The organism is Rhodanobacter sp. UC4443_H10, assembly GCF_052978325.1.
Map to the genome: position 1 here is coordinate 2,713,185 of NZ_CM129668.1, position 21,853 is coordinate 2,735,037.

General features: G+C 69.8%; 18 protein-coding genes. 7 read left to right on the top strand and 11 right to left on the bottom strand.

Features of this window, described 5'->3' with window-relative positions; all coding sequences use genetic code 11:
- Window positions 1–8 precede the first annotated feature (8 nt).
- From ACVCMB_RS12425 to bufA1, 3 genes are read right to left on the bottom strand one after another with little or no spacing between them, the layout of a single operon-like run.
- Complete coding sequence (locus ACVCMB_RS12425; protein WP_447107087.1) at window positions 9–764, bottom strand: HvfC/BufC family peptide modification chaperone; 756 nt, start codon at window positions 762–764, stop codon at window positions 9–11.
- The gene (gene bufB / locus ACVCMB_RS12430) at window positions 739–1,605 is read right to left on the bottom strand and encodes an MNIO family bufferin maturase (RefSeq protein ID WP_447097662.1); all 867 of its coding nucleotides are present in this window, start codon (window positions 1,603–1,605) and stop codon (window positions 739–741) included. The genes ACVCMB_RS12425 and bufB overlap by 26 nt, the downstream gene beginning before the upstream one ends.
- Window positions 1,606–1,610: 5 nt before the next feature.
- Entirely contained in the window at window positions 1,611–1,919 is a 309-nt protein-coding gene (gene bufA1 / locus ACVCMB_RS12435) for a BufA1 family periplasmic bufferin-type metallophore (RefSeq protein ID WP_395120811.1), read from the bottom strand.
- 170 nt (window positions 1,920–2,089) lie between these two features.
- Here bufA1 and ACVCMB_RS12440 point away from each other — a divergent pair, with 170 nt between their 5' ends.
- Complete coding sequence (locus ACVCMB_RS12440; RefSeq protein ID WP_395120812.1) at window positions 2,090–2,806, top strand: glycosyltransferase; 717 nt, start codon at window positions 2,090–2,092, stop codon at window positions 2,804–2,806.
- Between the two features lie 64 nt (window positions 2,807–2,870).
- Window positions 2,871–3,239: a DUF488 domain-containing protein gene (locus ACVCMB_RS12445; RefSeq protein ID WP_395120813.1), complete on the top strand. Its 369-nt coding sequence runs from the start codon at window positions 2,871–2,873 to the stop codon at window positions 3,237–3,239.
- A 60-nt stretch (window positions 3,240–3,299) separates the two neighbouring features.
- Here the strand turns inward: ACVCMB_RS12445 and ACVCMB_RS12450 are convergent, their stop codons facing one another.
- Window positions 3,300–4,247: a patatin-like phospholipase family protein gene (locus ACVCMB_RS12450; protein WP_447101293.1), complete on the bottom strand. Its 948-nt coding sequence runs from the start codon at window positions 4,245–4,247 to the stop codon at window positions 3,300–3,302.
- 195 nt (window positions 4,248–4,442) lie between these two features.
- On the opposite strand from ACVCMB_RS12450, the gene ACVCMB_RS12455 reads away from it, so the two are divergent.
- On the top strand, window positions 4,443–6,203 hold the full coding sequence (locus ACVCMB_RS12455; protein WP_447107088.1) for an SLC13 family permease: 1,761 nt from the start codon (window positions 4,443–4,445) through the stop codon (window positions 6,201–6,203).
- Between the two features lie 95 nt (window positions 6,204–6,298).
- Here ACVCMB_RS12455 and ACVCMB_RS12460 read toward each other — a convergent pair whose 3' ends face one another.
- Window positions 6,299–7,270: a helix-turn-helix transcriptional regulator gene (locus ACVCMB_RS12460; RefSeq protein WP_447097657.1), complete on the bottom strand. Its 972-nt coding sequence runs from the start codon at window positions 7,268–7,270 to the stop codon at window positions 6,299–6,301.
- 147 nt (window positions 7,271–7,417) lie between these two features.
- Here ACVCMB_RS12460 and ACVCMB_RS12465 point away from each other — a divergent pair, with 147 nt between their 5' ends.
- Window positions 7,418–8,215, top strand: a complete 798-nt coding sequence (locus ACVCMB_RS12465; protein ID WP_395120817.1) for a DUF481 domain-containing protein — start codon at window positions 7,418–7,420, stop codon at window positions 8,213–8,215.
- Window positions 8,216–8,233: 18 nt separating this feature from the next.
- Here ACVCMB_RS12465 and hemC read toward each other — a convergent pair whose 3' ends face one another.
- Window positions 8,234–9,151 carry a hydroxymethylbilane synthase gene (gene hemC, locus ACVCMB_RS12470; protein WP_395120818.1) on the bottom strand — a complete coding sequence of 306 codons (918 nt, stop codon included), beginning with the start codon at window positions 9,149–9,151 and terminating at the stop codon, window positions 8,234–8,236.
- Window positions 9,152–9,292: 141 nt separating this feature from the next.
- Between hemC and ACVCMB_RS12475 the strand changes: the two genes are divergently transcribed.
- Window positions 9,293–10,048 carry a Bax inhibitor-1/YccA family protein gene (locus tag ACVCMB_RS12475; RefSeq protein WP_395120819.1) on the top strand — a complete coding sequence of 252 codons (756 nt, stop codon included), beginning with the start codon at window positions 9,293–9,295 and terminating at the stop codon, window positions 10,046–10,048.
- 94 nt (window positions 10,049–10,142) lie between these two features.
- On the opposite strand, the gene ACVCMB_RS12480 is transcribed toward ACVCMB_RS12475, so the two are convergent.
- The 5 genes from ACVCMB_RS12480 to ACVCMB_RS12500 all read right to left on the bottom strand — a co-directional run bounded on the left by ACVCMB_RS12480 (window position 10,143) and on the right by ACVCMB_RS12500 (window position 17,931).
- Window positions 10,143–13,190 carry an efflux RND transporter permease subunit gene (locus ACVCMB_RS12480; protein WP_447107089.1) on the bottom strand — a complete coding sequence of 1,016 codons (3,048 nt, stop codon included), beginning with the start codon at window positions 13,188–13,190 and terminating at the stop codon, window positions 10,143–10,145.
- A 9-nt stretch (window positions 13,191–13,199) separates the two neighbouring features.
- Window positions 13,200–14,360 (bottom strand): efflux RND transporter periplasmic adaptor subunit, encoded by a 1,161-nt coding sequence (locus ACVCMB_RS12485; protein WP_395120821.1) that lies wholly within the window; start codon window positions 14,358–14,360, stop codon window positions 13,200–13,202.
- Window positions 14,361–14,503: 143 nt separating this feature from the next.
- Entirely contained in the window at window positions 14,504–16,006 is a 1,503-nt protein-coding gene (locus ACVCMB_RS12490; RefSeq protein WP_447107090.1) for an efflux transporter outer membrane subunit, read from the bottom strand.
- A 94-nt stretch (window positions 16,007–16,100) separates the two neighbouring features.
- The gene (locus tag ACVCMB_RS12495) at window positions 16,101–16,637 is read right to left on the bottom strand and encodes an energy transducer TonB (RefSeq protein WP_447107091.1); all 537 of its coding nucleotides are present in this window, start codon (window positions 16,635–16,637) and stop codon (window positions 16,101–16,103) included.
- A gap of 7 nt (window positions 16,638–16,644) precedes the next feature.
- The gene (locus tag ACVCMB_RS12500) at window positions 16,645–17,931 is read right to left on the bottom strand and encodes an acetyl-CoA C-acetyltransferase (protein ID WP_395120824.1); all 1,287 of its coding nucleotides are present in this window, start codon (window positions 17,929–17,931) and stop codon (window positions 16,645–16,647) included.
- A gap of 164 nt (window positions 17,932–18,095) precedes the next feature.
- On the opposite strand from ACVCMB_RS12500, the gene ACVCMB_RS12505 reads away from it, so the two are divergent.
- Complete coding sequence (locus ACVCMB_RS12505) at window positions 18,096–19,217, top strand: hypothetical protein (protein ID WP_447101286.1); 1,122 nt, start codon at window positions 18,096–18,098, stop codon at window positions 19,215–19,217.
- Window positions 19,218–19,429: 212 nt separating this feature from the next.
- Window positions 19,430–21,835 (top strand): sensor domain-containing protein, encoded by a 2,406-nt coding sequence (locus tag ACVCMB_RS12510; RefSeq protein WP_447107092.1) that lies wholly within the window; start codon window positions 19,430–19,432, stop codon window positions 21,833–21,835.
- The last annotated feature ends 18 nt before the right edge of the window (window positions 21,836–21,853 follow it).

Sequence of the window (21,853 nt, forward strand, 5' to 3'; positions counted from 1 at the left end):
ATGACGGATCACGCGGCGAGCAGCGCGTGTTCGAGCAGGGGGCGCAGCAGGGTTTCGGGCGGCGCCTGCGGGTCGATCGGCTGTGCGGCGGCGAGCGCCAGGTCGAGCGATGACTCATGCCGCAGCGCGTCCACGAACGCGGCCTGCGCAGGTGCGATGGCGCGCATCGCGACCTCGCTGCCTTCGCGCCACAGCAGCACGGATTGCGGCACGGCGGGGTCGATGGCGTCGTGTTCCGGCGCCTGCGCGCAACGCCACAGGTCGAGCACCGCCCAGGCGCAGGACAGCGCGCGCACGCACGGCCGCAGCCGCGGCGGGTGGTCCGCGTCGGCCAGCGCAGCGACCAGGGCTGCGGCATCGGCGGGCGTGGCATCGGCGGCCAGCGCGACTTCCTGGCGCAGCCATTCCAGCCGCGCCACGTCACCCAGCCAGGGCCACGGCGCGGTTTCCGGCTGCGCGGCCACGAACGCGGCGAAGTCGGCGCCGTAATCCTGCAGGTTGCCGCTGCGGTTGCCGCGGAAAGCGGCGTGGCGGGTGGCGAGGCCGTCGAAGCAGTCCTCGCCGAGCAGGTGTTGCAGCGCGGGGAAACTGGTGGCCAGCGCGTCGACGTGGATCGCGAGGTTGGCGTTCCGATAGATGCGCAGGCGGGCGGCGGGCGCGATGCCGCGCGTGGCGATCCACGGTTCCAGCGAGGGCGCCACGCCGTCCACGATGGCGCCGGCGAACGCGTGCTGCAGCTCACGCAGCGAGGGCGGCGACGACATCGAGATGCTCCGTGGCGAGCCGCGCCTCGTCTTCCAGCACGGCGAAATCGGGCAAGTGCTGGTCCCATTCGATCAGGGTGGGTTTCGCGCCGAGGCGGGCCAGCGTGTAGCCGTACAGCGCCCACACGGCGGCATCGACGCGCTGGTCGTGCGAGTCGATCAGCAGTTCGCCGCCCAGCCCCTGCTTGCGGGTGAAGCCGGCCAGGTGCAGTTCGCCCACCGCGGCGGCGGGGATGCCGTCGATGAAGCGTTGCGCGTCGAAGCCGTGGTTGACGCTGTTGACGTAGACGTTGTTGACGTCCAGCAGCAGGCCGCAGCCGCTGCGCGCGGCGAGTGCGGCAAGGAACTCCCACTCGCTCAGCGTCGAGTGGCTGAAATGGATGTAGCTGGAGACGTTCTCCACCAGCACGCGGCGGCCCAGCGTTTCCTGCAACTGGCCCACGCGCGCCACCATCAGCTCCAGCGCTTCCTCGGTGTACGGCAGCGGCAGCAGGTCGTTGTAGTGGCGCCCGCCGATGGCGCCCCAGCACACGTGCTCGGATACCAGCGCGGGTTCGGCGCGTTGCACCAGCGCGCGCAGCGCGGCGAGGTGGGCGGGATCGAGCGGCTCGGCCGAACCCAGCGACAGGCCCACGCCGTGCAGGCTCACCGGGTAGTCGCGGCGCAGCGCGTCTAACGCGTCCCACAGCGCGCCGCCGGCGCAGAACAGATTCTCGCTGTGCAGCTCGAAGAACGGCACGGCGGGCCGGTGGTGCAGCACGTGCGCGACGTGCGCCGGCCGCAGCCCGATCCCGACACTCGTCGGGATCGGCTGCGCACGCACGGGGCGTGAAGGGGGCACGGCTGTCAGCTCTTCTTCATCATGGCGTCGTGCGACATGGCGGCGTGGGCCTGCAGCGAACCGCCATCGAGCTTGGCGCACAGGCCGGCGGGTACCGCCACGAAGGCCTGCGGATCGCGCGCCTTGCTGTCCTGGCCCGCGCAGGAATGGCCCGGGGACTGGCAGTCGTTCTTCATCGCGGCGTTGACGCCGTAGCACTTCTGCGTGGCGCTGGCGGCCATCTTGTCGGCGGCGTGGGCGGTCGTGGCGGCGCCGAGCGCGCCGGCGGCGAGCAGGCTGAGCAAGGCGGAGCTGAGGATGGTCTGGGCTTGCATGGGTCTCTCCCGTGGATGCCGGACAATTCCGGCTGCGGTAGATGACCCGGTGGACGCGGATTTCATTACACCCGGCTTTCGCATCCGGTGCCGACGGTCCGTGCCGGCAGGCATTAAACTGCGCGTTCGCCGCCGTCCGCGGTGCCCGTTTCCGCTGAAAGGCCAGCCCCATGCCGCAACTTTCCGTCGTCGTCCCCGTGTTCAACGAGCGCGACAACATCCCGCCGCTGCTCGCCGAAATCGCGGCTGCCTTGCGTGGCACGGCCGACTACGAAGTGATCTACGTCGACGACGATTCGTCCGACGACAGTCGCGCCGTGCTCGAAGCGCAGAAGGCGCAGCATCCCGAGTTGCGCGTGCTGCACCACGTCACCCGCAGCGGCCAGAGCACGGCGGTGTGGAACGGCGTGCGCGCGGCGCGCGGCAGCTGGATCGCCACGCTGGACGGCGACGGCCAGAACGATCCGGCCGACATCCCGAAGCTGCTCGCCGCGCGCGACGCCGCGGCGGCCGAGGTGAAGCTGTTCGCCGGCTGGCGCACCACCCGCCGTGACAGTTTCAACAAGCGCATCTCCTCGAAGGTCGCCAACGCGGTGCGCTCGCGCATGCTGCGCGACGCCACGCCGGACACCGGCTGCGGCCTGAAGCTGTTCGAGCGCGAGGTGTTCCTGCGCCTGCCCTACTTCGACCACATGCACCGCTACCTGCCGGCGCTGGTCAAGCGCGCCGGCTTCCGGAGCACCAGCGTGCCGGTGGGCCATCGCCCGCGCACCGCCGGCGTGTCCAAGTACGGCATGCTGGACCGCCTGTGGGTCGGCCTGGCCGACCTGCGTGGCGTGGCGTGGCTGATGCGCCGGGGCAAGGTGACCGAAGTCGAGGAACTCTGACCTCGATCACGCGGTGTCGCCGCGGCGGTCGTATGCTTGTCCTGTTTCATTGCAGGAGAACGCCATGGCCCTCGCGATCAAGCGTGCGTACGAAGCGCCCGCCAGGGAGGATGGTTATCGCGTGCTGGTGGAGCGGCTGTGGCCGCGCGGCATGAAGAAGGAAGAGGTGCCGCTGGACCAGTGGGCCAAGGAACTGGCGCCGACCACGGCGCTGCGCAAATGGTTCGGCCACGATCCGGCGCGCTGGGACGGCTTCCGCCACCGCTACGCCAGCGAACTCGACGAGCTGGCCGAATACTGGCAACCGCTGGCCGAGCGCTCCGCGCGGCACCCGGTCACCCTGATCTACAGCGCCCGCGACGAGGAGCACAACGGTGCCCTCGTGCTGCGCGACTACCTGCAGCACTGGCTGCACACGCACGGGCCGCGCTGACCGCCTTGAGCATGGCCCCGCCCTTGCGCAGCGGGGAAGTCGAAGTGCCGTGCGGCCCGCTCAAGTCGCGCGCAGCGGCGTGCCCGTGCGCGGCCACTCGGCCAGCGCCTTGCGCGTCCGCAGGCGACCGCGCTCGATCAGTTCGCGGGCGCGGTAGAACTCGTAGACGCTGGCGATGTTGCGCGGCAGGGTGATCAGCAGGTCCGGCTCGTACGCGGCCAGGCGCAGCCGCGCCAGGTTGGCCTGCATCAGGTCCATCGCCTGGTTCAGCGTGTCGAAGGTACCGGGCTCGCGCGGCGGTTCCTCGCTGCGCGGCATCAGCCGGCTGATGAACTCGCCGATGCGGTGGCGATAGCCCGGGTCCTGTCCGGTGGCGCTCTCCTCCACCGGCGCGACGGCCGCCTCGACCGGGCCGTCCACGCTGACGGCGAACAGATAATCCGCCTCCACCCCGATCAGCGGCGTGACCGGCACCGGGTTGAGCAGGGCGCCGTCGACCATGCGGTGGCCGTTGAGGTGGTGCGGGCGGAACACGGTCGGCACGGCGATCGAGGCGCGGATGGCCTCGAACAGGTTGCCGCGGCCCAGCCATACCTCGCGGCCGCGGTCGAGGTCGGTCGCCACCGCGGTGAACGCCAGCGGCAGCTCCTCGATCAGGGTGTCGCCGATCAGCCCGCGCAGCGTGCCGATGATCTTCTCGCCCTTGATCAGGCCGCCGCCGGAAAAGGACCAGTCGACCAGTCGCAGCACGTCGAAACGGGCCAGCGCGCTGACCCAGTCGCGGTAGACGTCGAGCTTGCCCATCGCGTGGATGCCGCCGATCAGCGCGCCCATCGAGCTGCCGGCGATCGCCACGATGCGAAAACCCTGCGCCTCGATTTCCTCGATCACGCCGATGTGCGCCAGCCCCTTGGCGCCGCCGGCGCCGAGCGCCAGCGCCACGGTGGGCTGGCGCTCGCCGGCTGGTTCTTGCGGCTCGCCTGGCGCGTCGGGTTCGTGGGTATTCATGCCGACATTCAATCACGAATCGTCGATGCCGCCGCGGCCAGCCGGCAGCGACGGCGGGCGAACAGCTGCGCGGGTTAGTATGACCGGGGCCGTGGCGGCAAGCCGACGGCGACACTCCACGGAAACCTGCATGGCCCCATCCCGACCCACCGCGACGCCCCGCCCCGCCCGCCTGCCCGCGCCGAGGCGCGCTGCATGAACTGGCAGGCGTGGGCCACGGTCGCGGTGATCGTGCTGGCGATGGCGCTGTTCGCCAGCGAGAAGCTGCGCATCGACCTGATCGCGCTGCTGGTGCTGGCGACGCTGGTGATCCTGGGCATCGTCACGCCGGTGGAGGCGCTCAGCGGCTTCAGCAACGAGGCGACGGTGACGGTGGCGGCGATGTTCGCGCTCAGCCTGGGCATCGAGCGCTCCGGCGCGCTCGATCCGCTGAGCCGCTGGCTGATGCGGATCAAGCGGCCGTGGGTGCTGACCTTGGCGCTGATGCTGGCGATCGCGCCGCTGGGCGCCTTCGTCAAGAACATTGCGCTGGTGGCCACCTTCCTGCCGCTGGCGCTGCGCGTGTGCCAGCGCACACACACCTCGCCCGGCCGCGTGCTGATGCCGATGGCCTACGCCGCGCAGATGGGCGGCGTGTGCACGCTGATCGGCACCTCCTCCAACCTGCTCGCCGACACGCTGGCGCAGAAGCACGGGATGGAGGCGTTCGGCGTGTTCGAGTTCACCCGCATGGGCGTGATCCTGGCGGTGGTCGGCATTGTCTACCTGATGCTGGTCGGCCGCTGGCTGCTGCCGCGCGAGATCGACACCCAGCTGCCGGTGCAGGAGGAGATCGGCAAGTACGTCACCGAGCTGGAGGTGACCGAGCAGTCCGCGCTGGTCGGCGGCAGCATCGCCGATGCGAAGCTGGGCGAGCGTTACGGCGTCTACCCGCTGGAGCTGCTGCGCGGCGAGCGGCGCATGTGGTCGCCGCGCAGCCAGGAGATCGCCGTCGGCGACGTGCTGCTGGTGCGCGGCGACTGGGGGAAGATCGAGGATTTCCAGCGCCGCGCCGGCCTGCGCAACGCGCCGGACCGCCGCTACGCCACCGGCGATGCCCGCTCGCGGGTGATGGTGGAGCTGATGATCGCGCCGGCCAGCCCGATGGAAGGCCGCCAGCTGGAGGAAACCGGCCTGCACTGGCGCTACGACGCGGTGGCGCTGGCGATCCACCGGCGCGGCCAGCTGCTGCGCGACAAGCTCAGCGACGTCAGCCTGGCGGTGGGCGACGTGCTGCTGGTGCTGGTCGACGACGAGGCGTTGTCCAACCTGCGCAACGACGAGGCCTTCATCGTGCTGAGCGAGCGCGAGGAAGCCCACCGCACCCCGCGCAAGGCGTTGTATGCCGCCGCGATCATGGCCGGCGTGGTGGTGGCTTCCGGCCTGCACTGGCTGCCGATCCCGATCGCGGCGATCTGCGGCGCGGTGGCGATGGCGCTCACCGGCTGCTTCGGCCGCAAGGACGTCTACGAGGGCGTCGACTGGAAGATCATCATCCTGCTCGGCGCGATCCTGCCGCTGGGCATCGCGATCGAGCGCAGCGGCCTGTCGGAAACGCTGGTGCAGATGGGGCTGGGCGTGGTCGGCGACCACGGCCCGCTGGCCGGCCTGCTGATGGTCTACCTGCTGACCGCCCTGCTCACCGAACTGATGGGCCACAACCCCTCGGTGGTGCTGATGGTGGGCATCGCCGTGTCGGTGGCCCACGCCATGCACGTGGACCCGCGCCCGTTCGTCGTCGCGGTCGCCTTCGCCGCCGCCACCTCGTTCGCCACCCCGGTCGGCTACCCCACCAACACCATGGTCTACTACGCCGGCGGCTACCGCTTCACCGACTTCATGAAGGTCGGCATCCCGCTGATCGCCATCTTCTGCGCGCTGTCGATGTGGTTGATCCCGAAGTTTTGGCCGTTCTAGAGCTGGGAATAGGGAATAGGGAATGGGGAATAGGAAGAGCAACGGCGTTCCGCGACCCCCTGCTTTCCCTATTCCCCATTCCCTATTCCCGGCAGTCAGGCATAGCCTGACAGCGCCAGCCGCAGCAGGATCTTCATCTCCTCGCGCAGCGGCAGCGGGGCGACCACTTCCGCGTCGGGGCCGTACTTGAGCACGTCCATCAGCAACTCTTTCGAGTTGGAGTAGGGCAGCTTCAGCTCGTAGCGGCCGTCGCTCAGCCATTCGCCCTGCTGCTGCGAATGCCAGTGCTCGTCGGAAACCCAGCGCGCGGCGTGGGCGGAGAAGCGGATGGTGGCCCAGGCCTTGGGCTTGCCGGCGAAAATGCCGTAGCTGGAGGCGAGCAGTTCGTTGAGCTCGCTGTCGGTGACGTCGCGGGCGGGCGCGTCCTGCGCCTGCGCCTCGGCGATGCGGTCCACCGCGAAACTGCGCAGCGCCTCGCGGTCGTGGTCCCACACGTCGAGGTACCAGTTGTCGCGGTAGTGGGTCAGCCGCTGCGGCGAGACCAGCCGGCGGCTGTCGGCATTGGTGGTGCGTGCGCGGTAGCGGAAGCGCAGCTGGCGCCGTTCGAGCACCGCGCCGGCGACCACGCGGAACACTTGCTGGTCGAGCTTGCGCTCGCCCCACGGGATCACCCGGATGCGCTCGATCGGCAGCGCCTTGCCGCTGCCCTGGTGCGACAGCAGGCCCTCGATGCGCGCCTTGAACGGCGCCAGCGTGCCGGCGAGCACGCCGGGGCCGGAGCGGCTGATCAGTTCGTTGAGCGCCAGCAGCGAGGCCAGCTCGTCGGAGGTCAGCCACAGGCCGGGCAGCTCGAACTTCTCGCCTTCGCCGGCTTCGTAGCGGAATGCCGCCTGGTCGGTGCCGGCGCTCTCGATCGGCGCGCCCAGCGCATCGCGCAGGAACGCCACGTCGCGATACAGCGTGGCGCGCGAGCATTCCAGTTCGCCCATCAGGCGCGACAACGGCACCGGATAGTGCGCCGATTTCAGCAGGCGATGCAGCGTCAATATCCGTTCGTAGCGATCCATTCGGCACGTCTCGGGCGGGGCACCTCCTAGCATGGTGGCGGCCGTGGATGGCTGCAAGTCGCACGGCGGGCCGGCGCATTCACTGCGAGTTCAAGACGGCCGGCTAAGGTACGCTGTTACCAAACTTTAACAAACGGATATTCGGCAATGAACAAGACCCTGATCGGCGGCCTGCTGCTGGCCGGTTTCGCCAGCTTCGCCGCCCACGCCCAGGACACGGAGAATCGCGGCGGCTGGAGCGGTTCGGGCGAATTCGGTTTCGCCTCGTCCACCGGCAACTCGCGCTCGGAGAACATCAACGCCAAACTGGGCCTGAGCCAGGAAAACGACCAGTGGAAGAACAACTTCTTCGTTGACGCGCTGCGCTCCAAGAGCGAGCAGAAGATCGTCGACACCAATGGCAACACGATCGAGCAGTTCAACACCACCGCCAACCGCTACGATGCCGGCGCCTCGGTCGGCCTCAAGCTCGACACGCGCAGCTACATCGTCGGCGCGGCCCGCTACGAGCACGACGACTTCGGCGCCAACCTGTGGCAGGGCACGGTCTCGCTGGGCTACGGCTATATTGCGCTGAAGGACGAGCGCAACGAGCTGTCGTTCGAAATCGGCCCCGGCTACAAGCGCTACCGTCCCGCCGACACCCAGGTGCTGGTCGGCAACGTGCTGGTCGCCCAGCGCCAGCCCACCGAAGGCGAAGTGGTGGCCCGCGGCCTGGTCAACTACAAGTTCAAGCTGAGCGCCAACACCGCCTTCGAGGACACGTTCCTCACCGAAGCGGGCTCCAAGAACACCTACATCCAGAACGACGCCGGCCTGGCCGTCAGCATGACCAAGAAGCTGGCCCTGAAAGTGGGCTTCCAGGTCCGCTACAACAGCGACGTGCAGCCGGGCGTGAAGCAGACCGACACGCTGACCACGACGAATCTCGTGTACAGCTTCTGAGCGCCGGATGGCGTCGGCTCACGTCCCCAGCAGTTTGCCCGCCCCTTGCGCGAGCAACGCCTGCGCCACCTGTCGACCGAGTGCCTCGGCCTGATCCGCCGGCGCGCTGCCTTCGGCGTGCAGCAGCTGGCCGCTGGCCGCGTCGCCGACCAGGCCGCGCAGGTGCAAGCCGTGGTCGCTGCGCATGCACCAGGCGCCGACCGGCACCGTGCAGCTGCCGCCCAGGGCGCGGTTCATCGCGCGCTCGGCGCTCACCGTGAGCCGCGTGTCGGCGTCGTCGAGCGCGGCGAGCAGGGCCAGCACCGCCGGATGCTCGTCGCGCGCCTCGATCGCGATGGCGGCCTGGCCCGGGGCGGGCAGCCAGTCCGGCGCGGCCAGTCGCGAGACGATGCGCGAGGCCAGGCCGAGGCGTTCCAGCCCGGCGCAGGCCAGCACGATCGCGTCGTACTGGCCGGCGTCGAGCTTGCCCAGCCGGGTGCCGACGTTGCCGCGCAGGTCGCTCAGCTGCAGATCCGGCCGCAGCGCGCGCAGTTGCGCCTGCCGGCGCAGCGACGAGGTGCCCACCCGCGCGCCCCGCGGCAGCGCGGCGAGGTCGGCGTAGTGGTTGCTGACGAAAGCGTCGGCGGCGTCGGCGCGGGGCAGGATGGCCGGCAGGGTGAAGCCGCTCTCGAGATCGGCCGGCACGTCCTTCAGCGAGTGCACCGCCAGCTCGGCGCGGCCTTCCAGCATGGCCACTTCCAGCTCCTTGAGGAACAGTCCCTTGCCGCCGATGGTGGCCAGCGGCTGGTCGAGGATCTCGTCGCCGCGGGTGGACAGCGGCACCAGCTCCACGCCCAGGCCGGGGTGCGCCGCGCGCAGCAGCGCGGCGACGTGTTCGGCCTGCCACAGCGCCAGCGCGCTCTTGCGGGTGGCGATGCGCAAGGTGGAAGGGTTCATTGGAACTCCGCGACGTTCGGCAAGGTCCCATTGTAGTTGACCGGCCCGGTGCGGCGTGGCCAGCCCGCGACGTTTGGGCGCGGTGGCTGACACGGTCGTCGCGGGCCGGCTACGATGTCGACAAACCCCTCGGAGTTCATCATGCAAAGCGGTAATCCGGCACTCAACAAGAACACCTTCCTCGACGCCGCCAGCGGTGCGGTGGTGTCGCATGGCGACGAGGTGATGACCCTCAACGGCACGGTCAACAAGACCGGCCTGCTGCTGATCCTCGCCATCGTCGGCGCGGCCTTCAGCTGGGGCCAGTTCAACGGTGCGGAGAGCCTGCCGACGATGGGCCCGCTGATGATCGGTGGCGCCATCGGCGGCCTGATCCTGGCCCTGGTCACCGTGTTCAAGAAAACCTGGGCGCCGGTCACCGCGCCGTTGTACGCGCTGGTGGAGGGCGTCTTCATCGGCGCGTTGTCGGCGATCTTCGAGATGCGCTACCCGGGCATCGTGATGCAGGCGGTGGGGCTGACCTTCGGCGTGATGGCGGCGATGCTGCTGGCCTATCGCAGCGGGCTGATCCGCGCCACCGAGAAGTTCAAGCTCGGCATCGTCGCGGCCACCGGCGGCATCATGCTGCTGTACCTGGCCAACTTCGTGATGGGCTTCTTCGGCCATTCGATGGGCTTCATCAACGGCTCCAGCGGCCTGGGCATCGCCTTCAGCGGCGTGGTGGTGGTGATCGCCGCGCTCAACCTGATCCTCGACTTCGACATGATCGAGCAGGGCGTGCATGCCCGCGCACCGAAATACATGGAGTGGTACGGCGCCTTCGCCTTGGTGGTGACCCTGGTGTGGCTGTACCTGGAACTGCTGCGGTTGCTGTCGAAGCTGCAGTCGCGCAACTGAGGCAGCACGACAGGCAGCAAAAAGGCGCGGGTGACCGCGCCTTTTTGTTTGCCGGGTGCGGGAATCGCATTTCACCCGGCGGCGGGATCACCGCTCATGCCACCGCCACCGACCCGTCCTTGCCCGCATGGTGGTCCGCCGCCAGCAGCATGTAGAACGCGGGCACCACGAACAGGGTGAACACGGTGCCGATGGCCAGGCCGGTGGAGATCACCAGGCCCATGTTGAAGCGGCCCGCGGCGCCGGCGCCGGCGGCGATCACCAGCGGCATCACGCCGAGCACCATCGCCGCGGTGGTCATCAGGATCGGCCGCAGGCGCACCGCCGCGGCGTGCTCGATCGCCTCGCGCTTGGACATGCCGGCGCGCTGCGAGTCGTTGGCGAACTGCACGATCAGGATGCCGTGCTTGCTGATCAGGCCCATCAGGGTGACCAGGCCCACCTCGGTGTAGATGTTGAGGCTGGTGAACAGGTTGACGAAGATCAGCGCCCCGAATAGCGCCAGCGGCACCGAGACCAGGATCACCACTGGGTCGCGCAAGCTGTTGAACTGCGCCGCCAGCGCCAGGAACACGATGATGACGGCGAACAGCAAGGTGCCGCCGAAGCCGCCGGATTCCTGCATGAACTGGCGCGACTGGCCGGCGTAGTCCACGTTGTAGCCGCTCGGCGCCACCTCGTGCACCAGGTCGCGCAGGTAGGTCAGCGCATCGCCCTGCGACATGCCCGACACGCCCGAGATGGTGGCCGAGTTCAGCTGCTGGAAGCGGTTCAGCGACTGCGGCACCACCTCGTGGGTGACCTTGGCCACGGTGCCGGCCTGGATCAGCGAGCCGTCCGGCACGCGCAGGTAGTAGTCCAGCACCTGCTCCGGATTCAGCCGGTCGGCCTGCAGCACCTGCGGGATCACCCGGTACGAACGCCCGGCGATGGAGAAGTAGTTGACGTAGCCGCCGCCCAGCGCCGAGCCCAGCGCGGCGCCGACGTCGGCCTGGGTCAGGCCCAGCGCGGCGATCAGGTCGCGGTCCAGGTTCACCGTGGCCTGCGGCTTGTCCACCTTGAGGTCCGAGTCGATGAAGTAGAACTTGCCGCTGGCCTGGGCCTTGGCCAGCACCGCGCTGGCGACCTCGTTGAGGTTGGCGAACAGTTCGGTGGTGGTGATCACCACCTGGATCGGCAGGCCCTGCGCGCCGGGCAGCGGCGGAAACTGGAACGCCGCCACCTGCGCGCCGGCGATGCCGTTCCACTTCGCCTGCAGCTCCTGCTGCAGCTCGTGCGCACCGCGGTGGCGCTGGTCCCACGGCTTGAACAGCACGCCGCCGATGCCCTGGTTCACCGTCGGCACGCCGGTCAGCTGGAACATCTGCTCGTACTCGGGCAATTCCTTGGCCAGCTCGAACATCTGGGTGGCGTACACGTTCATCTGCTCGGCGGTGGCGTTCGGCGCGCCGACGATCTGGCCCACCACCACGCCCTGGTCCTCCTCCGGCGCCAGTTCCGATTGCGCAGTGACGCCCAGCGCCACCGTGGCCAGCAGCAGCAGGCCGGCCATCACGATCACTACCACCCAAGTCGACAGCACGTTGTGCAGCACGCGCTGGTAGCCGTGGTGCACGCGGTCGAACTGGCGGTCGATGAACTGCACGAAGCGACCGCCTTCCTGCCCGCTCGTGAAGAAGCGCGAGGTCAGCATCGGCGACAGCGTCAGCGCCACGATCGCCGACACGGTCACCGCGCCGGCGAGGGTGAACGCGAACTCGCTGAACAGCGCGCCGGTGAGGCCCTTCTGAAAGCCGATCGGCACGTACACCGCGATCAGCACCACGGTCATCGCCAGGATCGGCCCGCCGAGCTCGCGTGCGGCCAGCAGTGCGGCCTGCAGCGGGGTCTTGCCTTCCTCCTTCATGTGGCGGTCGACGTTCTCCACCACGATGATCGCGTCGTCCACCACCAGGCCGATCGCCAGCACCAGCGCCAGCAGGGTCAGCAGGTTGATCGAATAGCCCAGCACCAGCATCACGAAGAACGCGCCGATCAGCGCCAGCGGCATCGCGATCACCGGGATGATCACCGCGCGCAGGCTGCCCAGGAACAGGAAGATCACCAGGGTGACGATCACCAGCGCCTCGATCAGGGTCTTGATGACCTCGTTGATCGAGCTGTTCACGAAGTCGGTGCCGTCGTAGACGATCTTGCCGGTCAGCCCGCTCGGCAACTGGTGCTGGATCTCGGGGAACGCATCGCGCACGCGCTGGGCCACGTCCAGCACGTTGGCGTCCGGCGCCACCTTGATGCCGATGAACACCGAACGCTTGCCGTTGAAGGCCACGTTGAAGTCGTAGTTCTCCGAGCCCAGCGACACCGTGGCCACATCCTGCAGCCGCACGATCGCGCCGCCGGACTGGCGCACCACCAGCTGCTTGAACTCGTCCACCGTGTGCAGGCTGCTGTCGGTGGTCAGGTCCACCGTCACCGCCTGGCCCTTGCTGGAGCCGACCGCGGCGAGATAGTTGTTGGCCGCCAGCGCGGCGTTGACGTCGCTGGCGGTGACGCCGACCGCGGCCATCCTGGCCGGGTCCAGCCACGCGCGCAGCGCGAACTGGCGCGCGCCGAGCAGCTCGGCGGTCTGCACGCCGTCGAGCGCGTCCAGCTTCGGCTTGACCACGCGCGCGAGGTAGTCGGTGATGTTGTTGGTCGGCAGCACGTCGCTGTAGAAGCCGATGTACATCGCGTCGACCGTCTCGCCGGTCTGCACGTTCAGCACCGGCTGCTGCGCCTGCGGCGGCAGCTGGTTCTTCACCGAATTGACCTGGGTGGTGATCTCGGTCAGCGCGCGGTTGGCGTCGTAGTTGAGGCGCAACGTGGCGGTGATGGTGGACACGCCCGCCACGCTGCTGGAGGACAGGTAGTCGATGCCCTGCGCCTGCGAGATCGCCTGCTCCAGCGGCTGGGTGATGAAGCCGGCCATGGTCGCCGCGTCGGCGCCGTAGTAGGCGGTGGTGACGGTGACCGTGGCGTTCTGCGTCTCCGGGTACTGGCGCACGCTGAGGCTGCTGACTGCGCGGATGCCCAGCACCAGGATCAGCAGGCTGACGACGATCGCCAGCACCGGCTTGTTGATGAACGAGTCGGTGAATTTCATCGTGGCGGCTCAGTGTTCCTGCGGCGTGGGATGCGCGCTGTCGGCCGGTTGCACCCGGTTGTCGACCTTGATCGGCGCATCGTTCTTCAGCTTCACCTGGCCGCTGGTCACCACCTCGGTACCGGCGTCGAGGCCCTTGAGGATCGCCACCTGGTCGCCGCGGGTCTCGCCCACGGTGACGAAGGTCTGTTGCACCGTCGGCGGCAGCGGATGGCCCTGCGCGTCCTTGCCCTTGGATGGATGCACCACGTAGACGGTGTCGCCGTACGGGTTGTAGACGATCGCCGCCTGCGGCAGGGTCAGCCGCGGCTGGCGCTGGCCGACGTCGACCGCCAGCCGGGCGAACATGCCCGGGCTCAGCGTCTTGTCGTGGTTCGGCACGCTGGCCTCCACCTGCACGTTGCGGGTGCCGGGGTCGACCTTGGGGCTGATCGCGGTGAGCTTGCCGTCGAACTGGCGCCCTTCGTAGGCATCCAGGTTCAGGTGCAGCGACTGCCCGACCTGCAACCGGCCCAGTTCGCTCTGCGGCACGTGGAAGTCGACGAACAGCGGGTCGAGCTGCTGCAGCGTCACCAGCGTGGCGCCGGCGCTCACGTAGTCGCCCGGACTGATCGTGATGATGCCGGCACGACCGGCGAACGGCGCGCGCAACTGTTTCTTCGCCACGATCACCTGCTGCTGCGCCACTGCGGCCTGGTTGGCCTTGAGCTCGGCCGCGGCGCGGTCGTAGTCGGCCTGGCTGATCGCCTGCGCCGCCAGTTGCTGGCGCGCGCGCTCGAAGGTCAGCTGCGACAGCTTCGCCGTCGCCTGCAGCTGCTCCAGCTTGGCCGCCTCGTCGCCGTCGCGCAGCTGCAGCAACAGCTGGCCCTGCTTGACGTCCTGGCCGGATTTCAGCGGCACCGCGGTGACCAGGCCGGAGGCATCCATCGCCAGCTCCGCGCCCTGCGCCGCGCGCAGCGTGCCGACCGCGTTCAGCGCGGGCTGCCACGGCTGCTCGCGGACGGTGGTGGTGCTGACCGTGGCCGGCGCCGGTTGCGGCATCGAGTGGATCATGCGCATCACCAGCAGCACCTTGATGCCGACGATCAACGCGATCAGCAGCAGCACGCCGCCGATCATCCAGAGCATGCGTTTGGTGGTGCCGGGTTTGTTGTCAACGCGCGTGGGCATGCGCGGGCTCCTGTGGGTGGGCATTGATTGATGCGATCCTCCCTGATCGCCAAAGATCAAAGAGCGGACATTCTGTCCGCGAGGTTGTTTGTGCGATCGTCCATGATCGCGAAGATCAAACAGCGGACATCCTGTCCGCACTCTCAGTGAGAGCTGGTGCTCCGCTCTGGTGTCTCCTGATTCTCGTGTTGCCAGCTGCCGCCGAGCGCGGCATACAGCGCAGCGGTATCGGCCAGCCGCGCGGTGCGTGCCTGGATCAGCGCGATGCGCGCGCGCTGGTGGTCACGCTGCGCCTGCAGCAGGTCGAGATAGCCGCTGGCGCCGACCCGGTACTGCCGCTGGGCCAGCGCCAGCCGCTGCGCGGCGGCGTCCTCGGCGGCGAGCTGGGCGGCCAGGCCGTCGGCGTCGTATTGCAGCGCCTGCAGCGCATCGGCCACGTTCTGGAACGCCACCAGCACGGTCTGCTGCCAGTCGGCCAGAGCCTTGTCCAGGCCGGCTTCGGCGGCGCGCTTGCGGTGGCGCAGTTCGCCGCCGTGGAACAGCGGCTGGGTCAGCCCCAGCCCCAGCGACCAGGCGCGGCTGCCGGCGGAGAACAGCTCGCCGACATGCGCCGTCTGCGAACCGGCGCTGCCGGAGAGAGTGATCTGCGGCAGCATCGCCGCGGTGGCCACGCCGACCCGCGCCGTGGCCGCATGCAGTTGCGCCGAGGCGGCGCGGATGTCCGGCCGCTGCGCCACCAGCCGCGAAGGCAGGCTGACCGGGATGTCGCGCGGCAGCGCGATCGCGTCCAGCGGCAGCGGCGACAACTCCAGTTGCGCCGGCGTGCTGCCCAGATAGGTGGCCAGCTGGTTGCGGGTGGCGGCGAGGCGTGCGCGCAATGGCGGCAAGGTGGCCTCGGTGGCGGCCAGCTCGCTGCGTGCAGCCAGGGTGGCGGCCAGCGAGGTCGCGCCGATCTGCTGCTGGCGCTCGGCAATGCGCACGCTGTCGCGCTGGCTGTCGGCGATCGCCTCGGTGGCGCGCACCTGCTCGCGCAGCGACGCCTCCTGCAGCGAAGCGGTGACCACGTTGGCGGCGAGCGTCAGCCAGGTGGCATCGGCCTGCGCCTGCTGCACGTCGGCCAGCGCCGCCTGCGCCTCGATGCCGCGGCGGGTGCCGCCGAACAGGTCGATGCCGTAGCTGACGCTGACGCCGGCGTTGTACACGGTCAGCGGCGCGAAGGCGAAAGTGTCGCCGAATGCGGCGCCGGATTGCTTCTGGCGGGTGATGCCGGCGTTCGCATCCACCGCCGGAAAGCGCACCGCGCCGGCGGCGCGGGCGTTCTCCTGCGCCTGGCGCAAGGCGGCCTGGGCCGCGGCCAGCGACGGGCTGTGGCGCAGGGCGGTGTCCACCCGGCGGTCGAGCTCGGCATTGCCGAACGTGGTCCACCAGTGCTCGGGCACTGCCGCGTCGACGACGAAACGCTGTGCTGCGCCGGCCACGCTGGCGGTGCCGGCGGGCAGCGGCTGCGCCGTATAGCGATCCACCGGCGGCGCGTCCGGACGGTGGTAGTCCGGGCCGACCGCGCAGCCGGCGAGGATCAGTCCCAGCAGCGGTGGCAACGCGCGCAGGCGCAGGGTCGGCGAGAAGCGGAGCAGGTCGCGGGGCACGAGGGGAGCCTGGGCAGGGGGAGCCGGCCCGGGACATTAGCAGACGACGGAGTTCAGATATATAGGTGAGAGGTCACCCGTGGCGATGCCGCCGTTACAGCATGCCGACGCGGCCGTCCTGCGAGGAGAAGCGCATCGGCAGCTCGCCGCTGAGGCCGTCCGGATGTCCCGGCGGCACCGCGAAACGCCAGCCCTGCACGCTGCGCAAGGCATGCGCGTCGAGGATCGGATCGCCGCTGGAGGCGACCACGCGCGCATGCAGCACGCGACCTTCGCTATCCACCCGCAGCTGCACGGTCAATTGGCCGTCCAGATGGCCGCACACATCGTCCCAGCGTTCGGCCGCGGCTGGCGTGGCCAGCGGCTGCAGGCGTGTCGGCGGGGGCGCCGCCGCAGCTTGCGCGATGTCCACGCCATTCTCCGCCGGCAGGGCGCGCTGGCGCACGGCCGGCACGACCGCATGGCGACGGTGCCGCAGCGGGCGGGCCGACGCCGGGCCATCGTGTGACGCGGCGATGCCGCGCGGCGCATCGGGCCAGCTGGCGGTCAGCGTGCTGAGCCAGCCGGTGCCGGCAATGCCGATGGCCAGGGCCAGGACGCTGAGGCCGGTGGTGGTGCGCAGTCGCAACATGACCGTGCTACGGCCGCTCGAGGATCGCGGTGACGCCCATGCCGCCGGCGGTGCAGATCGAGATCAGCCCGCGACCGGAGCCTTTCTGTTCCAGCAGCTTGGCCAGCGTCGCCACGATGCGCGCGCCGGTGGCGGCGAACGGGTGGCCCACGGCGAGGCTGGAGCCGTGCACGTTGAGTTTGGCCGGGTCGATCGCGCCCAGCGGCGCATCCAGCCCGAGCCGGTTCCTGCAGTAATCGGCCGATTCCCACGCGCGCAGCGTGCACAGCACCTGCGCGGCGAATGCCTCGTGGATCTCGTAGAAATCGAAGTCCTGCAGGCTCAGCCCGTGCCGCGCCAGCATGCGCGGCACCGCGATGGTCGGCGCCATCAGCAGGCCTTCGCCGTGCACGTAATCCACCGCGGCGACTTCGGCGTCGCGCAGATAGGCCTGGATTTTCAGCCCGCGCTGCGCGGCCCACGCCTCGCTGCCCAGCAGCACCGCGGCGGCGCCGTCGGACAGGCCGGTGGAATTGCCCGCGGTGAGCGTACCGTGGCCGGAGCGCTTGTCGAACGCCGGCTTCAGCGTGGCGAGTTTCTCCAGCGTGGTGTCCGGGCGCAGGAAGCCGTCGCGCTTGAGCCCGCGGAACGGCACCAGCAGATCGTCGAAGAAACCTGCCTCGTAGGCGGCGGCGAGCTTGTGGTGGCTGTCCAGCGCCAGCCGGTCCTGTGCCTCGCGGCTGACCTGCCACTGCCTGGCCATCTGCTCGCAGTGATCGCCCATCGACTTGCCGGTGCGCGGCTCGGCCACGCCGGGGAACGAAGGCTTCAGCTCGCGGAGCGAGAAGCCGCGCGTGGCGGCCTTGAACTTCTCCAGCGGGGTCTTGGCCCGATTCATCGCGAGCAGGCGGCGGCGCAGGCGGCGGCCGTACACGATCGGCACGTCGCTGGTGGTGTCCGAGCCGGCGGCGATGCCGGCCTCGATCTGCCCGCAGGCGATCTTGTTGGCGATGATGATGGTGTTGTCCAGCGAGGTGCCGCAGGCGCGCGCGGTGGTGATGCCCGGCGTGGTCGGTGCCAGCCCGGAGCTGAGCACCGCCTCGCGCGCCAGGTTCCAGTCGGCGCTGTGCTTGATCACCGCGCCGGCGGCCACTTCGCCCAGCTCCACGCCGTGCAGGCCAAAGCGCTCGACCAGGGCGCCGAGCACCTTCACTGACATGCCGAAGTTGCCCACGTCGGCATAGGCAGTGTTGTTGCGACAGAACGGGATGCGTACGCCGCCGATCACGCCGACGCGCCTGTGCGTGTTTTCCATGCCCTGAACGATCCATCACACGAATGGCTTCAAGGCTAACCCGCCATGCCGCCGGGCGAAAGCCCGGATGGCCGCCGGCGTGGCGGTTTGTTCAGCACCGTGCGGCAGGTCGTTCGCGGCGCGGCGGTAGAATGGATGTTTTCCCGCTGCAAGATGGATCCATCGTGGAAGCGCAAACATTGCACGCCCTGCCGGTGCTGCTGGCCCTCGAACCGGTGACCGGACAACCGGCGCCGGCGACCACCCTCACCCGCGACGCGGCCGCCGAACTGGCGCAGCACGTGGCGACCGACCTGCTCGGCCTGGTGCCGCAGGTCGCCGGGGCGCGGCTGGCGCTGGCCGGGGCGCTGTTCGACCAGGTCGAACTGCTGCGCCCCGGTTTCCCGGTGTGGGCGACGCTGGACGACCTGGCGCGCCGGCTGCCGCGCGGCACGCTGGAGCACGTGGTCGCCTTCGGCAGCCACGACGGCGTGATGCCGGCGCCCGTGCTGCAACCCTCGTCGGCGTACGCCGGCGGCCCGATGCGGCTGCTGCCGCTCAGCCTGCTGGTCAATCCGGAGGCCGCCGACGAACTCGCCACCCAGCTGGAGATCCAGCTGGTCGGCCGCGGCGAGGCCGGCGCGGCCACCGCCGACTGGCTGATGCGCACGCTGGGCATCCGCCTCGAACACCTGCGCTACCTCAGCCGCAACGACCTGCTCGCGCTGACCTGCGTGCAGTACGAACACGCCAACCTGGCGCCGCTGTGGTCGCTGCTGGAAGCGGCTTTGCTCACCCCGGAGCAGCCCGAGACGACGATGAGCGCGCGCGGGCTGGCGCTGCGCTACGCCGATGGCATCGTGTGGGCGCAGCCGCCGGCGCAATGGCTGGCCGCGCAGCGCACCGACGCGGCGCAGCGCGCGCACGATTTCGCCGGCATCGTGTTCGAGCTGCGCCAGTACGCCGCGCTGCTGGAGGCGCACCAGTTGCCGCTGCGGCTGCAGTCGTCGCCGGCGGTCGCCGCCGGCGCGGGTTATCTGCTGGAACAACTCGCCGACGCTCCGGCCTCCGCGCCCGCGCCGCGCCTGTTCGCGCACGAGGCGCCGGGGCTGGGCGTGGTGGCGGTCAGCGTGGCGCAGCCGCGGCCCGATGGCGCGCCGCGCATGCTGGCGCACGGCTATCCGCTGCAGCCGCAGGCGCTGGGCCCGTTGCTGCAGCAGCTCGCCGCGCAATACGGCACCGCCGCCGAACTCGACACCCGCGGCCAGGTGGTGCTGGATGCGGCCGGCGCCCTCGGCGCGCCCTGAGCGGATGACACGCGCGTGCCGGCCGGCCCGGACATTTTCCTGGCCGGCAGCAGTTGTGCGGCGGCGAACGGTCGGCGCATGATGGCGTGGCGCTGATAAGGGGGCGCGCTCCAGCTGACGGAAACACCATGCGGCCGCCGAAGCAAGCCGAGGGAGTACCGACACCGACAGGGGGATCGCATGGGCCGCAAGGGTTGTGGCATGGCGCCCCCGTGCTGCTCACCTGGCTCGATCTCGACCAGCGCTTCGGCCACGTCAACGACACCCATCGGCGCTGGCTCGGGGTCGACCCGGCGCAGCTGATCGGCAAGCGCCTGGTCGAAGTGATCGGCGAGGCCAACTACGAACGCTCCCGCGCGGCGCTGGAGCAGGCCTACGCGGGCCACCCCTCCAGCTACGAGGGCGAGCTGTTCAACGGTCGCGAGCGGCGCTACGCGCACGGCAACTTCGCGCCTGATTTCGACGAAGACGGCCGCGTGCGCGGCGTGTTCACCGCGCTGGTCGACATCACCGAGCGGCGCGAGCTGGAGCTGCGCCTGCATGAAAGCGAGCGGCGCTTCTTCAGCGCCTTCCAGCATGCCGCGATCGGCATGGCGCTGACCGGGCCGGGCGGGCGCTTCCTGCGCGTCAACGCCGCGGTGTGCCACATGCTCGGCTACACCGAGGAGGAACTGCTCACCCTCGGCGTGGCCGACGTCACCCATCCGGACGACATGGCCGCCGATGCCGAGCAGATGCTGCAGCTGCTTTCCGGCCAGCGCGAAAACTACCAGCTGGAAAAGCGCAACCTGCACAAGGACGGCCACGTGGTGCACCTGCAGCTGGCCGTGTCGCTGGTGCGCGACGAGGAGGGCGCGCCGCTGTACTTCGTGTCGCAGGCGCAGGACATCAGCCAGCGCAAGGCATTCGAGGACGCGCTGCAGCGCGAGCGTGAGCTGGCCGAGGTGACCCTGCGCTCGATCGGCGACGCGGTCATCATCACCGATCCGCAGTCGCGCATCCGCTCGCTCAACCCGATTGCCGAGGCGATGACCGGCTGGCGCAGCGCCGAGGCGCAGGGCCTGCCGGTGGAGGCGGTGTTCCAGCTGTTCGACGCCGTCGACGGCCGGCCGGTGGCCAACCCGCTGCGCACCGCGATCGACAGCAACACCATCGCCGACCTGGCCGGCCGCACCCTGCTGCGCCATCGCCACGGCTTCGACACGCCGGTGGAGGATTCCTCCGCGCCGATCCACGACCACGCCGGCAACGTGGTCGGCGGCGTGCTGGTGTTCCACGATGTCAGCGAAACGCGCGCCTTCGCGCTCAAGCTGGTGCACCTGACCCAGCACGACACGCTCACCGGCCTGCCGAACCGCAGCCAGTTGCAGGACCACCTGACCCAGGCGCTGGCCAATGCGCGGCGCCGGCAGCAGCGCGTGGCGCTGCTGTACATCGACATCCACCAGTTCAAGCAGATCAACGACCAGCACGGACAGGCCGCCGGCGACAGCGTGCTGCGCGCGTTCGTGGCGCAGCTGCAGCGCCGCCTGCCTGCCGAGGCGCAGCTGCTGCGCTATGGCGGCGACGAGTTCGTGGTGGTGCTCTCCGCGCTGGACAGCACCAGCGAAGCGGCCAGCCTGGCGCGCGCCCTGATCGACCAGGGCGAGCAGACCCGGGTGGACGGCCTGCATGCGCTGGGCCTGCATCTGGGCATCGGCATCAGCGTCTATCCCGACGATGCGCTGGACCCGGAAACCCTGCTGCAGCATGCCGAGACCGCGCTGGTCGCGTTGCGCAGCCAGGGCGTGCACGGCTGCCGCTTCTTCACCGCCTCGATGGATGAGCGCGCGCGCGCCCGCCGCAGCATCGAGTCGGCGCTGCGCCAGGCCTTGCCGCGCGGCCAGCTGAGCCTGCACTACCAGCCGCGCATCGCGGCCTCCAGCGGACAGATCGTGGGTGCCGAGGCCCTGCTGCGCTGGCATGTGCGCGGACGCGAGCTGTACAAGCCCGACCAGTTCATCCCGGTCGCCGAGGACACCGGCCTGATCCTGCCGATCGGCACCTGGGTGCTGCGCCAGGCGTGCCGGCAGGCGCGCGCATGGCAGCAGCAGGGGTACCGCATCCCGGTCTCGGTCAACGTCTCGCCGGTGCAGTTCCAGCACGTCGATTTTCCCGACTGGCTGGACGATGCCCTGGCCGACAGCGGACTCGACCCCGGCCTGCTCGAACTGGAACTGACCGAACGCATGATGATGTCCGGCGGCGATGTCACCGGCAGCCTGCTGCAACGTATCCGCCAGCGCGGCGTGCGCCTGTCGCTGGACGATTTCGGCACCGGCTATTGCAGCCTGTCCTACCTAAAGCACTTCCCGATCGACACGCTGAAGATCGACCGCGTGTTCGTGCGCGACGTGATCGGCGACGCCGACACCGCCACCATCACCAGCGCGATCATCGCCATGGCCCAGCGGCTGGACAAGCTGGTGGTCGCCGAAGGGGTGGAGACGGACGCGCAAGCCGCGTTCCTGCGCCAGGCCGGCTGCGCCGAACTGCAGGGCTTCCTGTTCGCCGCGGCGCTGCCGGTCGCCGAATTCGAGAAACTGCTCGCCGAACCCGCCCGGGCCGCCGGCTCGTAAAGCGCGGTGCCGGCCGTT